The sequence below is a fragment of the Bartonella rattaustraliani AUST/NH4 genome, assembly GCF_000312565.1.
Lineage (GTDB): Bacteria > Pseudomonadota > Alphaproteobacteria > Rhizobiales > Rhizobiaceae > Bartonella > Bartonella rattaustraliani.
This window is the reverse complement of record NZ_CALW02000024.1, coordinates 1-14,812: the sequence shown is the minus strand read 5'-3', so window position 1 is coordinate 14,812 and position 14,812 is coordinate 1. Positions and strand designations below refer to the sequence as shown.

14 protein-coding genes and 3 pseudogenes are annotated in these 14,812 nt (G+C 42.6%); 9 read left to right on the top strand and 8 right to left on the bottom strand.

Going from position 1 to position 14,812, the window contains the following annotated elements; genetic code table 11:
* The 4 genes from BN67_RS11485 to glmM all read left to right on the top strand — a co-directional run.
* Positions 1 to 1,085, top strand: a 1,085-nt coding sequence (locus BN67_RS11485) for a PP-loop family protein (RefSeq protein WP_019222788.1), incomplete at its 5' end; no start/stop codon positions are given.
* A gap of 114 nt (positions 1,086 to 1,199) precedes the next feature.
* Positions 1,200 to 3,407, top strand: a complete 2,208-nt coding sequence (gene ftsH, locus BN67_RS03670) for an ATP-dependent zinc metalloprotease FtsH (RefSeq protein WP_019222787.1) — start codon at positions 1,200 to 1,202, stop codon at positions 3,405 to 3,407.
* 100 nt (positions 3,408 to 3,507) lie between these two features.
* Positions 3,508 to 3,720 carry a hypothetical protein gene (locus tag BN67_RS03665; protein ID WP_019222786.1) on the top strand — a complete coding sequence of 71 codons (213 nt, stop codon included), beginning with the start codon at positions 3,508 to 3,510 and terminating at the stop codon, positions 3,718 to 3,720.
* Positions 3,721 to 4,310: 590 nt separating this feature from the next.
* A complete protein-coding gene (gene glmM / locus BN67_RS03650) occupies positions 4,311 to 5,690 on the top strand; it encodes a phosphoglucosamine mutase (protein WP_019222783.1) in 1,380 nt (459 codons plus the stop codon).
* A 511-nt stretch (positions 5,691 to 6,201) separates the two neighbouring features.
* Here the strand turns inward: glmM and BN67_RS03635 are convergent.
* Positions 6,202 to 6,645: a hypothetical protein gene (locus BN67_RS03635; protein WP_026088150.1), complete on the bottom strand. Its 444-nt coding sequence runs from the start codon at positions 6,643 to 6,645 to the stop codon at positions 6,202 to 6,204.
* A 3-nt stretch (positions 6,646 to 6,648) separates the two neighbouring features.
* On the bottom strand, positions 6,649 to 6,975 hold the full coding sequence (locus BN67_RS03630; RefSeq protein WP_019222779.1) for an ElaB/YgaM/YqjD family protein: 327 nt from the start codon (positions 6,973 to 6,975) through the stop codon (positions 6,649 to 6,651).
* Between the two features lie 939 nt (positions 6,976 to 7,914).
* Between BN67_RS03630 and BN67_RS03615 the strand changes: the two genes are divergently transcribed.
* The 5 genes from BN67_RS03615 (at position 7,915) to BN67_RS14070 (ending at position 10,099) form a co-directional block, all read left to right on the top strand.
* Positions 7,915 to 8,796, top strand: a complete 882-nt coding sequence (locus tag BN67_RS03615; RefSeq protein WP_019222776.1) for a MotA/TolQ/ExbB proton channel family protein — start codon at positions 7,915 to 7,917, stop codon at positions 8,794 to 8,796.
* Positions 8,793 to 9,320 carry a biopolymer transporter ExbD gene (locus BN67_RS03610; protein WP_019222775.1) on the top strand — a complete coding sequence of 176 codons (528 nt, stop codon included), beginning with the start codon at positions 8,793 to 8,795 and terminating at the stop codon, positions 9,318 to 9,320. Before BN67_RS03615 ends, BN67_RS03610 begins: the two co-directional genes overlap by 4 nt.
* The gene (locus tag BN67_RS03605) at positions 9,317 to 9,499 is read left to right on the top strand and encodes a hypothetical protein (RefSeq protein ID WP_019222774.1); all 183 of its coding nucleotides are present in this window, start codon (positions 9,317 to 9,319) and stop codon (positions 9,497 to 9,499) included. Before BN67_RS03610 ends, BN67_RS03605 begins: the two co-directional genes overlap by 4 nt.
* 117 nt (positions 9,500 to 9,616) lie before the next feature.
* The gene (locus BN67_RS14075) at positions 9,617 to 9,790 is read left to right on the top strand and encodes a hypothetical protein (RefSeq protein ID WP_156791623.1); all 174 of its coding nucleotides are present in this window, start codon (positions 9,617 to 9,619) and stop codon (positions 9,788 to 9,790) included.
* Positions 9,791 to 9,916: 126 nt separating this feature from the next.
* Entirely contained in the window at positions 9,917 to 10,099 is a 183-nt protein-coding gene (locus BN67_RS14070; protein ID WP_156791622.1) for a hypothetical protein, read from the top strand.
* 428 nt (positions 10,100 to 10,527) lie between these two features.
* On the opposite strand, the pseudogene dut (BN67_RS12585) reads toward BN67_RS14070, so the two are convergent.
* The 6 genes and pseudogenes from dut (BN67_RS12585) to BN67_RS14645 form a co-directional block, all read right to left on the bottom strand.
* A pseudogene (gene dut / locus BN67_RS12585) lies at positions 10,528 to 10,854 on the bottom strand (dUTP diphosphatase); the annotation flags it as partial.
* Positions 10,855 to 11,106: 252 nt separating this feature from the next.
* Positions 11,107 to 11,413: pseudogene (gene dut / locus BN67_RS11475) on the bottom strand (dUTP diphosphatase); the annotation flags it as partial.
* Between the two features lie 252 nt (positions 11,414 to 11,665).
* A pseudogene (dut, locus tag BN67_RS13490) lies at positions 11,666 to 11,970 on the bottom strand (dUTP diphosphatase); the annotation flags it as partial.
* 296 nt (positions 11,971 to 12,266) lie between these two features.
* Positions 12,267 to 12,800: a dUTP diphosphatase gene (gene dut, locus BN67_RS03570; protein WP_019222770.1), complete on the bottom strand. Its 534-nt coding sequence runs from the start codon at positions 12,798 to 12,800 to the stop codon at positions 12,267 to 12,269.
* Positions 12,801 to 13,322: 522 nt separating this feature from the next.
* A complete protein-coding gene (locus BN67_RS03565) occupies positions 13,323 to 14,132 on the bottom strand; it encodes a VIT1/CCC1 transporter family protein (protein WP_019222769.1) in 810 nt (269 codons plus the stop codon).
* Between the two features lie 472 nt (positions 14,133 to 14,604).
* The coding region (locus tag BN67_RS14645) for a hypothetical protein (protein WP_210160697.1) at positions 14,605 to 14,812 on the bottom strand (208 nt) is incomplete at its 5' end.

Sequence of the window (14,812 nt, the reverse complement as noted above, 5' to 3'; positions counted from 1 at the left end):
AGCATGGTGATGGTTTCGGGTGCGTGCATGGTGGGCATGTGTTTGCGGTTTCGGGCGGCGATGCTGGCGTTTTGCAGCAGGAAGTCGCCGAGTGCATGCGTAAAGAGATTTATTCTACAAAAACTGGAAAAAATATTGCGCAAAAAAGCTTTCTTATGGATGAGAAAAGTGATGAGGTGTTCTGGGAGCGTGGTTTATCTTGTATTACGCGTGAGGCTTTGTTGCGTCGAAAAATACGCTTGATTCGCCCACTTCTTGGTGTAAAACGCCAAACATTGCGTGCTTATTTGCGCTTAAAAGGCAAAAGCTGGATTGAGGATCCAACAAATGAAGATCGCAATTTTGAACGCGTGCGTGTGCGCCAATCTCTTCCCTCTCAAAAATTAACCGATATCGCACAAAGAGTTCATGAAGCTGCATTAAAACGCCGTCAACAGGCACGCATGGTTGCTGATTTGATCTTAGCTCTCGATATTGTTGTCGAACAGGGACGTTGTTTTATCGCAAAGCCTGGGGCATTCTTACACAGGCATCCAGCCTTTCCGTTCGTTGTTGGGCTTTTTGCTGTGTTGATGGGCGGTGGTTCTTATTTGCTTCCGACCCAAAAATTAAGGACTCTTTTTCAAAGGATTTGTTTTCTCTTTCCTGAAAAGCAACGCTTGACATTCGTTGGGTCTGTCATTGAATATAACAGAAATGGGATTGCTCTTTGGCGTGAATCCCGAAACATGAAAGAGGCAATGATTGCATCAGGAAAAACTTTTTTATGGGATAGGCGTTATCAGATTATGAATCATGAATCCCATGCCATAAAGGTTGGAGCGGCAAGTTTGGAACAGTTGAAGCTTTTACTCAAAAACAAAACCTTTCAGCTTGAACGCCCTCATTTTCCCTCTTTGCAATCACTGTTGATGCTCTCAAGTGATAAAGGATCTGATATTCCAGAGTTGACTCATCAGACTGTTTTTCATCACAATGTGCATATCAAGCGCGTTATGGCACCTTTTGATTGGCTTTTGTTACGCGAAGATGCTGATTTTGTGAATGTTGTTGAACCTTTTTTTTATTTTGAGGTGCAAAGATAAAGAAAAATCGCTCTAAAAAAGAATAAACATCCTCTCATCTCTTGGCAAGGGACAGACAAGATTATATGTTAAGAGGAAATATTTGAAATCTGTATTTGATTAAGTGGGCCGAATATGAATTCTAATTATCGCTCTCTCCTCATTTGGGGGGTTATTGCTTTGATTTTGATTGTATCGTTTTCTCTCTTTAATGGAGGGGGGCAGCGTTCTGGGGGAAGAGAAATCTCCTATTCTGAATTTTTGCAAAAAGTTGAAAGTAACGAACTTAAAAATGTAACTATTCAAGGTCAAAAATTAACTGGGCAAACCGTTGACAATAGAGGCGTTTCAACCTATGCGCCATATGATCCAGATTTGGTAGAAAAGTTGGGAAACAAGGGCGTTAATATTAAAGCGATTCCTGAAAGTTCTGGAAACAATATTTTTCTCAATCTCCTCTTTTCTTTGTTGCCTGTTATTATTATCGTTGGGGCGTGGATCTTCTTTATGCGGCAGATGCAAAGTGGCTCACGCGGGGCAATGGGATTTGGTAAGTCAAAAGCAAAATTGCTTAATGAAGCACAAGGACGTGTGACATTTAAGGATGTTGCGGGCGTTGAAGAAGCAAAGCAAGATCTCCAGGAAATTGTCGAATTTTTACGTGAACCACAAAAATTTCAACGCTTGGGTGGACGTATCCCACGGGGTGTTTTGCTTGTTGGCCCTCCAGGAACCGGTAAAACCTTGCTCGCTCGCTCTGTGGCAGGAGAAGCCAATGTACCATTCTTTACCATTTCAGGGTCTGATTTTGTTGAAATGTTTGTCGGTGTTGGTGCTAGCCGCGTACGTGATATGTTTGAACAGGCTAAAAAAAATGCGCCATGTATTATTTTTATTGATGAAATCGATGCTGTTGGGCGTCATCGTGGTGCAGGACTAGGTGGCGGAAATGATGAACGTGAACAAACCTTAAACCAGCTTTTGGTCGAAATGGATGGTTTTGAACCCAATGAAAGTATCATTCTGATTGCCGCAACAAACCGTCCTGATGTGCTCGACCCTGCTTTGTTAAGACCAGGGCGCTTTGATCGGCAAGTGGTTGTGCCAAACCCTGATGTTTCTGGGCGTGAGCAAATTTTAAAAGTCCATGTGCGCAACGTCCCTTTAGCACCCAATGTTGATCTGAAAGTTTTGGCAAGAGGTACACCAGGGTTTTCCGGTGCTGATCTCATGAATCTTGTGAATGAAGCTGCTCTTATGGCTGCTAGCCGCAATAAAAGAGTTGTGACGATGCAAGAGTTTGAAGATGCCAAAGATAAGGTGATGATGGGTGCTGAACGTCGTTCAACCGCGATGACACAAGAGGAAAAAGAGCTCACTGCATATCATGAAGCTGGGCACGCTATCGTTGCTCTTAACGTTCCTGTTGCAGACCCAGTCCATAAAGCAACAATTGTGCCACGAGGAAGAGCACTGGGAATGGTGATGCAATTGCCTGAAGGGGATCGCTATTCCATGAGTTACCGGTGGATGGTTTCGCGTTTGGCTATTATGATGGGCGGACGTGTGGCTGAAGAATTGAAATTTGGAAAAGAAAATATTACCTCTGGTGCTGCCTCTGATATTGAACAAGCGACAAAATTAGCCCGCGCCATGATCACACGATGGGGGTTTTCTGATCTGTTGGGAAATGTTGCCTATGGTGATAATCAAGATGAAGTCTTTTTAGGGCATTCTGTTGCACGCACACAAAATGTTTCGGAGGAAACAGCGCGCATGATTGATGCTGAGGTGCGTAAGCTCATTGATGATGCTTATACAGCTGCCACAAAAATTCTCAAAACCAAAAAGAAAGAATGGTTCGCTCTTGCTCAAGGTTTGTTGGAGTATGAGACACTTACGGGTGCTGAAATTAACGAAGTCATCGCAGGAAAACCACCTTCACGCACACAAAAGGATGAGAACGCTGCGCTACGTGTTTCTTCAGTGCCTAAAACGGGCGCTAGGGTCAATTTCGATGATATCAAAGACGAAGACACAAAGGCTGATAAAACGGGTCATGAGAAAGCAAGTGGGGCTCTGCTAGAGGCAGAAAAAGTAGAAAAGAAAACAATAAAATCTCGTGATGCTAAATCCAGTGTTTCTGAGTCTAAACCGGCCAAGTCTCAAGGAGCATCTCAATCAGCATCTCGGGCAACATCTCAGGAAACTGGAAAAAAAGTTTCAAGCACTAAGAATGTTGCTAAAGCAGAAAATCGTTCTAAAGCGAAAAGCAGTCATGAAAAAAAATCGGATGCTTCAGAACATGATAAAGGTCAAGAGGAGTCTTCTAACGATACTTAAGTCGCACTGTTTTGCGAAAGATTTTCAGTGAAGTTTTTAAAGGCGTAAGCTTTGCTTGCGCCTTTAACGCAATATTGAGGGTATGTGTAAGAGCGGCTTTATGATTCGTGGGTTTGCGGCGCGTGGGTTTGGCTTGTTCGTGTGTTTGTGTTTTGTAGGGTATGGCTTACGCCTGTGTGTGTTGGGGCTGTTTGTAGCCCGTGGGTTTACGGTGTGTGTGGGGGAAGGTTTGCGGCGCGTGGGTTTGGCTTGTCCGTGTGTTTGCCGTTTGTATGGTATGGCTTACGCCTGTGTGTGTTGGGGCTGTTTGTAGCCCGTGGGTTTACGGTGTGTGTGGGGGAAGGTTTGCGGCGCGTTAGCGTTGGCTTGTTCGTGTGTTTGCCGTTTGTATGGTATGGCTTACGCCTGTGTGTGTTGGGGCTGTTTGTAGCTCGTGGATTTACAGTGTGTGGGGAAGTTCTTTTTTGGGGAGGAGGCATAAGGCTTTTTTTAGTTTTTTTAAAGAATCATATGGTAAAATGAGGGAGTGCTTGATGTATGGGATAGAGAAATCGAAGTGGTGGAGTAGGTATGGCTTTTAGAGAGTTTTTTTCAATGAAGGATAGAGTCTGTATCTTGGGCGTTTGAAGAAATGAAGAGATACAAATCATCTTATTCTATCGAGGATCTTATTGTATCAAGGTTCTGCTAGGGCTGAAAGAAAAAAGGCAGATATAAAGGAAATAGGAATGGTACAAAATATTTTGGTACAGATGAAATTTGTGGCAAGGCCAATTCTTTTCCTATGACACCAGATTTTGCTATGAAAGTGGGAATGGCTGTTGGTGTTCCCTATCGGGGATTTCGTTGTGTCAAAGTTCTGCTAGGGTTGAAAGAAAAAAGGTAGATATAAAGGAAATAGGAATGGTACAAAAATATTTTGGTACAGATGGAATTCGTGGCAAGGCCAATTCTTTTCCTATGACACCAGATTTTGCTATGAAAGTGGGAATGGCTGTTGGCGTTTTGTTTCGCTCACAACATCGGCCGCACCGTGTGGTGATTGGGAAGGATACCCGATTATCGGGTTATATGCTGGAAAATGCTTTGGTTGCAGGACTTACCGCTGCAGGGATGGAAGTGTTCTTGTTGGGACCAGTCCCAACGCCTGCTGTTGCTATGCTTTGTCGGTCATTGCGTGCGGATCTTGGCGTTATGATTTCTGCTTCTCATAATCTTTATTATGATAATGGCATTAAACTTTTTGGACCTGACGGTTTTAAGCTTTCAGATGATGTCGAAGAAAAAATTGAACAATTGATCGATACGGATCTTTCAAAATCTCTAGCGAGTTGTGCTGAAATTGGTTACGTAAAACGGGTCGAGGGTGATATTTATCGCTATATCGAATATGCTAAACGAACTTTACCACGGGATGTACGCTTGGATGCTTTGCGGATTGTTGTCGATTGTGCAAATGGCGCTGCTTATAAAGCTGCCCCGCGTGCTCTGTGGGAATTGGGTGCAGAAGTTTTTCCTATTCATGATACACCAAACGGGACCAATATTAATCACAAATGTGGCTCAACCGATTTGACTTCTCTCAAACAAAAAGTGCATGAAGTGCGCGCTGATGTGGGGATCGCACTTGATGGGGATGGGGATCGTGTTCTTATTGTTGATGAAAAAGCGCAAATGATTGATGGGGATCAGTTGATCGCTGTGATTGCTGAACATTGGTATAAAACAGGACGCTTACAACGCAACGGTGTTGTGACAACCATTATGTCAAATCTTGGACTTGAGCGTTTTTTGAGTGCTCAAGGATTGGAGCTTATTCGGACAAATGTTGGTGATCGCTATGTTGTTGATGCAATGCGTCAAAAAGGATATAATATTGGTGGTGAAGCTTCAGGGCATATTGTCTTGAGTGATTTTGGTACAACTGGTGATGGGTTAGTGGCTGCTTTACAGATTTTAGCTTGTATGCAAGAAAGCCAAATGCCTATGAGTCAATTGTGTAAACGCTTTGAGCCGGTGCCACAAATTTTAAAAAATGTAACGATTCAAAACAAAAATGTGTTGAAAAAGAGCTCCATAAAAACAGCAATAGCCCAAGCAACACAGCGTTTGGGAAAAGATGCGCGATTGGTTATTCGTGCTTCTGGGACAGAGCCGGTGATCCGCATTATGGCTGAAGGCGATGAACGAAAAGTTCTTGATACTGTGGTGACGGAGATGATTGATATTATTTCTCATCATGATACGCTTTCAAAAATGGGAGCGTCATTAGAAGGGGTATGAATTAGGCATTGGCAGAATAATCCATGAATATGAGGAACAAGAAGTGGGTGCTTGTGGAATGGTGCTGCTGAGTCGCTTTGTGAAGGGGGAGATGTGAAGGGTGTTCGCATGAAAAGTGTTGGCGTTGTGGCTGAAGACATTTCACGTTGTGATTGAAGGCTTTCTGAGAGAAATGAGTGAGCCCTAAATTTTAATCTCAAGTTTTAAGAAATTTTTGTCGGAAGAGCGCTTCAAAGGGTTGGTGGCGCGTTCTTTGAAGGAGAGCTATGCTCTTGAAAGAGTGGGGGGTGGTTTGAAGAGTTGCATGCTCTTTAAGGAATTGCTGCTCTGCACAGAAATTCATCTTTCAGGGCAGTGAGAATGGCGCGATTTTTCTGTTTATTCTTATGTATCGTGTTTTCTTTTGTGTTTAATCTTCAAGAGTTTATAGGGCTGCAACATGGGTGGTTCAGAAGAGGTGTTTTCTCTTTTAGAGAAAACACCGTAGGTTTTTGTTTTATCGAAGAAGTGTTTAATCTGAAAGGCGGTCTTTTTTCTCTTTTTTCCAGAGAAAATAAGTGACAAGACCAAGCACTGGAACGCTTAATTTAGAAAAAGGTAAATACTTGCTGAGTAGTGCAAGGCTAGAAACGGTTGCATCGGTCATAAGCTTATGGCGTTGTTCTTCGGCCTTTTTCTGTTGATCATAGCGCTGGACGGCTTTGAAAAATTTGCCAAATAAAATCGCTAGTCCTGCAATGAAAAGCCAAATAAACAACATCGTGCTGGCTGCTGCAAGAGGTTTCATAATCGAGCATAATGCAATAAAGCCGATTATGCATAAAAAGACCAATGACAAAAACAATGAAATGCCAATAACCACTCCGCAAATGGCTTGAAAGCGTATTTTTTTGGCAGTGCTTTTGAGTCCTCCACCAATAAGATGGTTTATAAGAGGTGTGATAAACATGTCCATTGCTTAACGACGCAATAATTGAGAAAGAATAAAACCAACACTTGCTGCAAACAGGACACTCTTCCCAGGGTTTTTACGAACACATTTGTTCATGGTTTGTTCGAGATTGCTAAAGGTATCTTTTGCTTGAGACACAATGTCTTCACTGTTTTCTTTTGCAGAGTTATAAAATTCTTCAGCTTTGTTTTTTACAGCATTCAATTTGTTTGCACCAAGATTTGTCAGTGTCGAGGTAATCCCTGAAATCTCACCTCGTAACTTTTCTAATTGCCCTTGTAAATTTTTTTCCGCTGCCATTTTATCATTCTCTGTTGTTTTTTTGTTGGCCATGATGCTCTTTCCTTCTCTTTATCTTACCGTTATTTGTTCTTTGTGTGTTCATCGTGATCATTTGCTTCTGCGCTAAAATTTTCACTGCTTTTGTAACGTCAAACGGTTTTTTTAGTTCCCTCACTTTGTTCAATTTTAAAGTTTTTTCATAAAAGGAATCTTGTGTGCCTATACAATTCATTTTCAGGCAATTTTGCAGTTGGTGGATGTATTGTGCGGGGGAATGATGTGTGATGGATTTTATAGATATGATAGGCTTGCCAAAATCTATCAGCATGAGATCATGAGGGCATTCCTTTCTGCCTTCATACGCCGTAAGGCTTTTTTAGTTCCAATATGGTGACAGGCCTTGCATATATTGTGATGGATCTTGCTGTTCAATGTGGTGAGGGGTGTGGTGATTGATCTTCCATAAAAACAATATATGAGATCCTTTTGGGTACTCTTTTTTGAGGAGTTCTTCTGGTGGGGCGCAAGAAAAGAGCCTTTGTCTCAGCGTGTGTGGACAATCTTCTCTTCGTAAAGTTTGAAATATTTTTGTGGGAGATATTGGATTGATAGAAGTCCGTTCTATTGATCAATCAATCTGTAGTTCTTTAATTTATCATCGAAAATTAAGCAGCTTATCATAGAGGATTGCGGGATAAAACTGTGATTATTCTTTTGTTTCTTGAAAAGATTTTTGTCTTAATTCATTACGGTTTTTTGTGCGATAAACTGATTTGGTGAGAGCAATTTCTTCACAGCGAGAGAAAAATTTTTTGGAAAAATCTTTCTTATAAACGCTCTTTTTCAAAATAAAACTATACTTGATTTATCAAGTTTTATTCCCTAGATTAACGCGCAGTTGTATGAAGAAGGTGGTATTGTGAAAAAGTAATGCTGTGGGGAGTGTAGCTGTAAAGCCAAAAAGATAAAATAATAAAATGTGAGGCAAAAATGGAATCTGAAACAGGACCCTTAGAGAACGCGTCTGCTGTATTTTCAGCGCATGATCTTTCCCCTTTTTCTATGTTCATGGCGGCTGATTGGGTGGTGAAAGCCGTGATTGTTACTTTATTATTGTCTTCTCTTGCATCTTGGACAATCGCCTTTTTCAAAATCATTGAAATTACCCTTGCAAAACGAAGAGCGCGCTTTGAGCTGCAATTGGTTCTTAATGCTCAGACCCTTACGCGTTTGGCTGCGAGCTTGAAAGAGAGTAAAGGCGCCGGTGTGTTCTTTCTCAAAGAAGTTCTAAAAGAGGTTTATCTTTCTACTCAGCAGGTTGATCTCATCGGCGCTGAAACGGCGGGTGATGATTCTCGTGAAGGTGGTGGTGCAAGACAAGTTGGTGCAAGACAAGGCAAACAAAATTTTGCTTATGAGGATTTTCTCTTCCATGAAGAAATTGATCAGCATGGAGAAATTGCCCGCGAGATGAATGAGGGCGTCAAAGAAAGAGCGCATTCGCTTTTATCACGCTGCTTGCTGGCTGCTACACGCCGTATCGCATGTGGAAGTGCTGTTCTTGCAACCATTGGTGCTATTGCTCCTTTTGTTGGTCTTTTTGCAACGGTTTGGGGGATTATGAATTCTTTTATTGGGATTGCGCAGTCTCAAACAACTCGGCTTGATGTGGTTGCTCCTGGAATTGCCGAAGCACTCCTTGCAACTGCTATCGGACTTTTTGTAGCTATTCCTGCCGTTATTATGTACAATAGCTTTATGCGTGCTTTGAGCAGTTATCGCAATGATTTGGGCGATATTGCTGCTGCAATTGAAAGACTCTTGAGCCGTGAACTCGACAGACACAGACAACGGAAAAGTCATAAAAGATGAAAGCAAGCTTTGATGATGATTGGGAAACTGATGATGGTGGGTTGCACAACGAGATTAATGTTACCCCTTTTATTGATGTTGTTCTTGTGTTGCTGATTGTTTTTATGGTGGCAGCACCTTTGGCAACATCAGTGATTCCGGTTCAACTTCCTTCTATGACGCAAGCACCGGCTGTGGCCCAGCCTGATAAGCCTCTTTATGTGACTTTGCAAAAAGACCGTTCTCTTTATGTTGGTGATCATCTTGTTAACCAAACAGCTTTCATGGATGCTGTGTTAAAGGCAACAAACCAAAATCTCGAAACAAAAATTTTGATCAAAGCCGATACCGAAATCGATTATGGAACTGTGGTGGATTTGCTTAGTCAAATACGAACTGCTGGATATACGAAAGTTGGTCTCATGGGGCTGCAAAAATCTTCTCATGTTGGGGCAAAAAATACCACTGGTGATGCAAAGCTCAGCAAGGCAAATACAGTGGTAGGTAATATATCTGGCAATGCGGAAGGAAATACCGATAGGTGAGGCAGGTGTTGTTGGCGTCCAGTGCTGCGGTTGTAAGTGTTGTGGCTATAGGCGTTATGGTTGCAGGTGTTGTAGAAAACGCCAATGTTTTTGTGATGGGGATTGTTGCTTATGCAAACTCAAGAGACATGTTTTGGTATGTAGGGGATTTTTCTGTTCATCGTGACCGATTGAAATGATGGTACGGTACTTTTTTTCCAGGTTGGGGCAAAAAATACAGCTGGTGATGCAAAGCTCAGCAAGGCAAATACAGTGGTAGGTAATATATCTGGCAATGCGGAAGGAAATACCGATAGGTGAGGCAGGTGTTGTTGGCGTCCAGTGCTGCGGTTGTAAGTGTTGTGGCTATAGGCGTTATGGTTGCAGGTGTTGTAGAAAACGCCAATGTTTTTGTGATGGGGATTGTTGCTTATGCATACTCAAGAGACGTGTTTTGGTATGTAGGGGATTTTGCCGTTTATTGTGGCTAGTTGAAATGATGGTACGGTACTTTTTTTCCAGGTTAGGGCAAAAAATACAGCTGGCGATGCAAAGCTCAGCAAGGCAAATACAGTGGTAGGTAATATATCTGGCAATGAGGAAGGAAATACCGATAGGTGAGGCAGGTGTTGTTGGCGTCCAGTGCTGTAGTTGTAAGTGTTGTGGCTATAGGCGTTATGGTTGCAGGTGTTGTGGGAAACGCCAATCTTTCTGTGATGGGGATTGTTGCTTACGCAAACTCAAGAGATATGTTTTGTTATGTGGGGGATTTTGCCGTTTATTGTGACTGGTTGAAATAGGTCAGCGGCGCTGAGCTGAGAAAGGGGATACGGCACTTTTCCTGCAAGCTGAGATGAAAGGGGAAGGATGAAGCTTGTTTGAACGGATATATAGCCTCTTTTCTTCAGGTTGGGGTGAAGGATAAGACTAGCTGGAATTGGGTATGCGGCGCTTTTCACATGTTGAGGTGAAAGGTGAGATGAGTATACGGTTGCTTTTTCCGCAGGCTAAGGTGAACGATGAAGAGTGAAAATGGTTGGAATGAGCACATAGTATTTTGTCTGCAGGTTGAGGTGAAAGGTGTGAGTGGTTGGAATGGAGGCGTGTACCGCCAAAAATCCGGCAACGGTTTTTTTTACTGCGTGTTAATCGTGGTTTGCTGAATCAAAATCCTCTTGGAATTTTTATCTTTTGGCACTTCGGCATTCTGTCGTGCTTTGGTTGCCTTTTAATCGTGGCCCGTTGAACCAAAACCCCCAGCACCTCGGCACCCTGTCGTGCTTTGGTTGCCTTCTTTCTGATCGGGGTCAATGACGAACGGGCATTCACCTGCACAACAGGTACAATGACCGTTTGTGCAATGCGTACGCCACGTTGAATGGAAAAATTTTCTTGTCCTAAATTAATAAGAAGAACTTTCACTTCACCACGGTAGTCGCTGTCGATGGTTCCGGGCGTGTTTAAGCGGGTAATTCTGTGTTTTAAGACTAAATCAGAGCGTGGACGTATTTGTGCTTCAACCCAGGAGGAGGTGAAGGATAAGACTAGCTGGAATTGGGTATGCGGCGCTTTTCACATGTTGAGCTGAAAGGTGAAAGATGAGATGAGTATATGGTTGCTTTTTCCGCAGGCTAAGGTGAACGATGAAGAGTGAAAATGGTTGGAATGAGCACGTAGTATTTTGTCTGCAGGTTGAGGTGAAAGGTGTGAGTGGTTGGAATGGAGGCGTATACCGCCAAGAGTCCGGCAACGGTTTTTTCACTGCGTGTTAATCGTGGTTTGCTGAATCAAAATCCTCTTGGAATTTTTATCTTTTGGCATTTCGGCATTCTGTCGTGCTTTGGTTGCCTTCTTTCTGATCGGGGTCAATGACGCAAACATTCACCTGTATAACGGGTGCAATGACTGTTTGTGCAATGCGTACGCCACGTTGAATGGAAAAATCTTCTTGTCCTAAATTAATAAGAAGAACTTTCACTTCACCACGGTAGTCGCTGTCGATGGTTCCGGGTGTGTTTAAACAGGTGATGCCATGTTTTAAAGCCAAACCAGAGCGTGGACGTATTTGTGCTTCAAACCCAGGTAAGGAGGTGAAGGATAAGACTAGCTGGAATTGGGTATGCGGCGCTTTTCACATGTTGAGCTGAAAGGTGAAAGATGAGATGAGTATACGGTTGCTTTTTCCGCAGGCTAAGGTGAACGATGAAGAGTGAAAATGGTTGGAATGAGCACGTAGTATTTTGTCTGCAGGTTGAGGTGAAAGGTGTGAGTGGTTGGAATGGAGGCGTGTACCGCCAAGAGTCCGGCAACGGTTTTTTTACTGCGTGTTAATCGTGGTTTGCTGAATCAAAATCCTCTTGGAATTTTTATCTTTTGGCATTTCGGCATTCTGTCGTGCTTTGGTTGCCTTCTTTCTGATCGGGGTCAATGACGCAAACATTCACCTGTATAACGGGTGCAATGACTGTTTGTGCAATGCGTACGCCACGTTGAATGGAAAAATTTTCTTGTCCTAAATTTAATGAGAAAAACTTTCACTTCACCACGGTAGTCGCTGTCGATGGTTCCGGGCGTGTTTAAGCGGGTAATTCCGTGTTTTAAGACTAAATCAGAGCGTGGACGTATTTGTGCTTCAACCCAGGAGGAGGTGAAGGATAAGACTAGCTGGAATTGGGTATGCGGCGCTTTTCACATGTTGAGCTGAAAGGTGAAAGATGAGATGAGTATATGGTTGCTTTTTCCGCAGGCTAAGGTGAACGATGAAGAGTGAAAATGGTTGGAATGAGCACATAGTATTTTGTCTGCAGGTTGAGGTGAAAGGTGTGAGTGGTTGGAATGGAGGCGTATACCGCCAAGAGTCCGGCAACGGTTTTTTCACTGCGTGTTAATCGTGGTTTGCTGAATCAAAATCCTCTTGGAATTTTTATCTTTTGGCATTTCGGCATTCTGTCGTGCTTTGGTTGCCTTTTAATCGTGGCCCGTTGAACCAAAACCCCCAGCACCTCGGCATCCTGTCGTGCTTTGGTTGCCTTCTTTCTGATCGGGGTCAATGACGCAAACATTCACCTGTATAATGGGTGCAATGACTGTTTGTGCAATGCGCATGCCACGTTGAATGGAAAAATCTTCTTGTCCTAAATTAATAAGAAGAACTTTCACTTCACCACGGTAGTCGCTGTCGATGGTTCCGGGTGTGTTTAAACAGGTGATGCCATGTTTTAAAGCCAAACCAGAGCGTGGACGTATTTGTGCTTCAAACCCAGGGAGAAGGTGAAAAATAAGACCTGTTGGAATAAGTGCACGTTGCCTAGGAGAAAGAATGACGGTCTCTTCTTCACCCAGTGCTGCGCGAAGATCAAGACCAGCAGAACCTGCAGTAGCATAGCAGGGAACCTCTAAGCCTTGCCCATGCTCAAGATATTGAATCGATAACGTCATTGGTCGTGAAGGGGAAAGGGAATCTTGGTTGTTTAGGTGCGCGTTGGTTTGCGTATGAGGCATGGTCAAGGCATCTCCAAAATGTACAACAGGTCTAAAATATGAAAAATCGGTGTTACTCTAGCAAAAGTCGCTCATAAAACAAGTCGGTAAAAACTTTTTCGATAAAGGTTTGCGGGGGAAGGTTGTTTCCAATGTTTGTCACGAGGGTGGTTTTTAAAAGGTTGCCAAAAAGAAGGTTGGCGACAAAATGAGATTCTATACATCATCACTTGTAAAAAGTGGCAGCAAAAAAAGAGAAAAGATCACTCTTTTTGTGATCTTGTTCAGAAAAAGTGGGTGAAGGGAAAGAGGGGCTTCAAGCTTATGTATCGAGAATTTGTTTGCAGAAATTACTGATAAAAATATTTGTGGAAAAAACGAAAGCTCTTCCATGTAACCAGTAAATATGTAACCGGTAAAGATATGCAGTAAAAAGGAAGGGCAATATCATGCTCCTTGGGATTTCAATAACGAGAAGCTTATAGGGAACGAAAAACTCATGGGGCTGTATGCTCCACCGCTCCCATTTGTTATGTAGCCACTTCAAATACTGCCGATAATAATCCCTGTGGCAAAAACAAGAGCTCCGCCAATGATAACCTGTAAAGAGGCACGCCAAAAAGGCGTCGACATGAATTTATTTTGAATCCAAACAATTGTCCACAGTTCGAAAAAAACAATAATAAATGCAATAATCGTCGCGATGTAAAAAGAGTTGATCAAATAAGGAAAAGTATGTCCTAATCCGCCCAGCGTTGTCATAATACCGCTGGCAAGCCCCCTTTTGAGTGGAGACCCACGACCTGATAATTTCCCATCATCATGTGCTGCTTCTGTAAACCCCATTGAAAGCCCAGCGCCAACAGAAGATGAAAGCCCTATCAAAAAGGTTTGGTGCGTATCACCCGTTGCAAAAGCTGCCGCAAAAATTGGTGCAAGAGTAGAGACAGAGCCATCCATCAAACCTGCGAGACCAGGCTGAATCCACGTTAAAAGCGTTTGTTTTTGTGCTTTTGTGGGTTTTTTCATTGCTTTATCGGTCAATTCGCTTGGAGCGTTTGTACGGTGCAGTTTGTTTGTTATGGGAGAAAATTGATTACACAATGGGTCGATAGTTCTTGCGCGATTGCTACAAGCAAGGCAAAGAAGCTTTTTATAATTTTTAAGCTCTTCTATGCCCATTGCTGTAAAAACTGCTGCTTGCTTAGAAGAATAAGGTTCTAAAGCTTTTGCATATTTTAAATAGAGCGTTGCATGTTGTTCTTTTCTTTTAAGCGTTTGAATGAGCATTTTTTGTGCTGAACGAAAGGACAGAGCTTTACGTTGTACAAATGAAAAAAACGATCTCAACATTTTCTGATCCTTTGCACTTTAGAATAGTTCTAAGATATAGGATAAAAAAAAGGAAAGTCAATCTAAAATTGCTGAATTAAAAAAACAGTGATGGAAAGCATGTTTCTGCTTTAATGCAATACTTTGATTTGTGAAGATAAATTTTCATTATGCAACTTGAATCATAATCCTGAATATTTAAGATTTTCTTCTTTAAAATCTCTTTATGTTGAGTCGATTTTGTTCACTTGGCTTTATGTCATAAGCAGGGTTGGCATGTGGATAAAATGGGTGAGGAAAGGAGGGAAAATGTCTCTCATGAACCGCTTTCATGTAAGGGCTGTCGGCAACACCTATGCGCTGGTAAAGAGAGTGGTGGTGCTGGCTTTTCACCTTTATAAGCGTGAAAAAAAGAGAACGCAATAAATGGGCTAATAAAATAAGCTAATAAAAAAACAGAGGTTGGCCAAAACAATTTTGTGAAAAAGTCAAGTCAATCGACGGGACACTGCCGGAGAATTGTTTCAATAGATTGGGCGTGGGGTTTGTGCTGTGGGTGATGTGTGGGGAAGTGTGTGAGGGCTTGTGCTGTAGAGTGGCGTGTGGGGGAGCGTGCGAGGGTTTGTGCTGTGGGTGGTGTGTGGGGAAGTGTGTGAGGGTTTGTGCTGTGGGTGGTGTGTGGGGAAGTGTGTGAGGGTTTG

Coding starts and splice junctions, on each gene's coding strand:
- BN67_RS03665 (WP_019222786.1), top strand. CDS start 3,508: ATGATTCGTGGGTTTGCGGCGCGTGGGTTTGGCTTGTTCGTGTGTTTG.
- BN67_RS03610 (WP_019222775.1), top strand. CDS start 8,793: ATGAAAGCAAGCTTTGATGATGATTGGGAAACTGATGATGGTGGGTTG.
- BN67_RS03615 (WP_019222776.1), top strand. CDS start 7,915: ATGGAATCTGAAACAGGACCCTTAGAGAACGCGTCTGCTGTATTTTCA.
- BN67_RS03635 (WP_026088150.1), bottom strand. CDS start 6,645: ATGGACATGTTTATCACACCTCTTATAAACCATCTTATTGGTGGAGGA.
- glmM (WP_019222783.1), top strand. CDS start 4,311: ATGGTACAAAAATATTTTGGTACAGATGGAATTCGTGGCAAGGCCAAT.
- BN67_RS03565 (WP_019222769.1), bottom strand. CDS start 14,132: ATGTTGAGATCGTTTTTTTCATTTGTACAACGTAAAGCTCTGTCCTTT.
- BN67_RS03630 (WP_019222779.1), bottom strand. CDS start 6,975: ATGGCCAACAAAAAAACAACAGAGAATGATAAAATGGCAGCGGAAAAA.
- dut (WP_019222770.1), bottom strand. CDS start 12,800: ATGCCTCATACGCAAACCAACGCGCACCTAAACAACCAAGATTCCCTT.
- ftsH (WP_019222787.1), top strand. CDS start 1,200: ATGAATTCTAATTATCGCTCTCTCCTCATTTGGGGGGTTATTGCTTTG.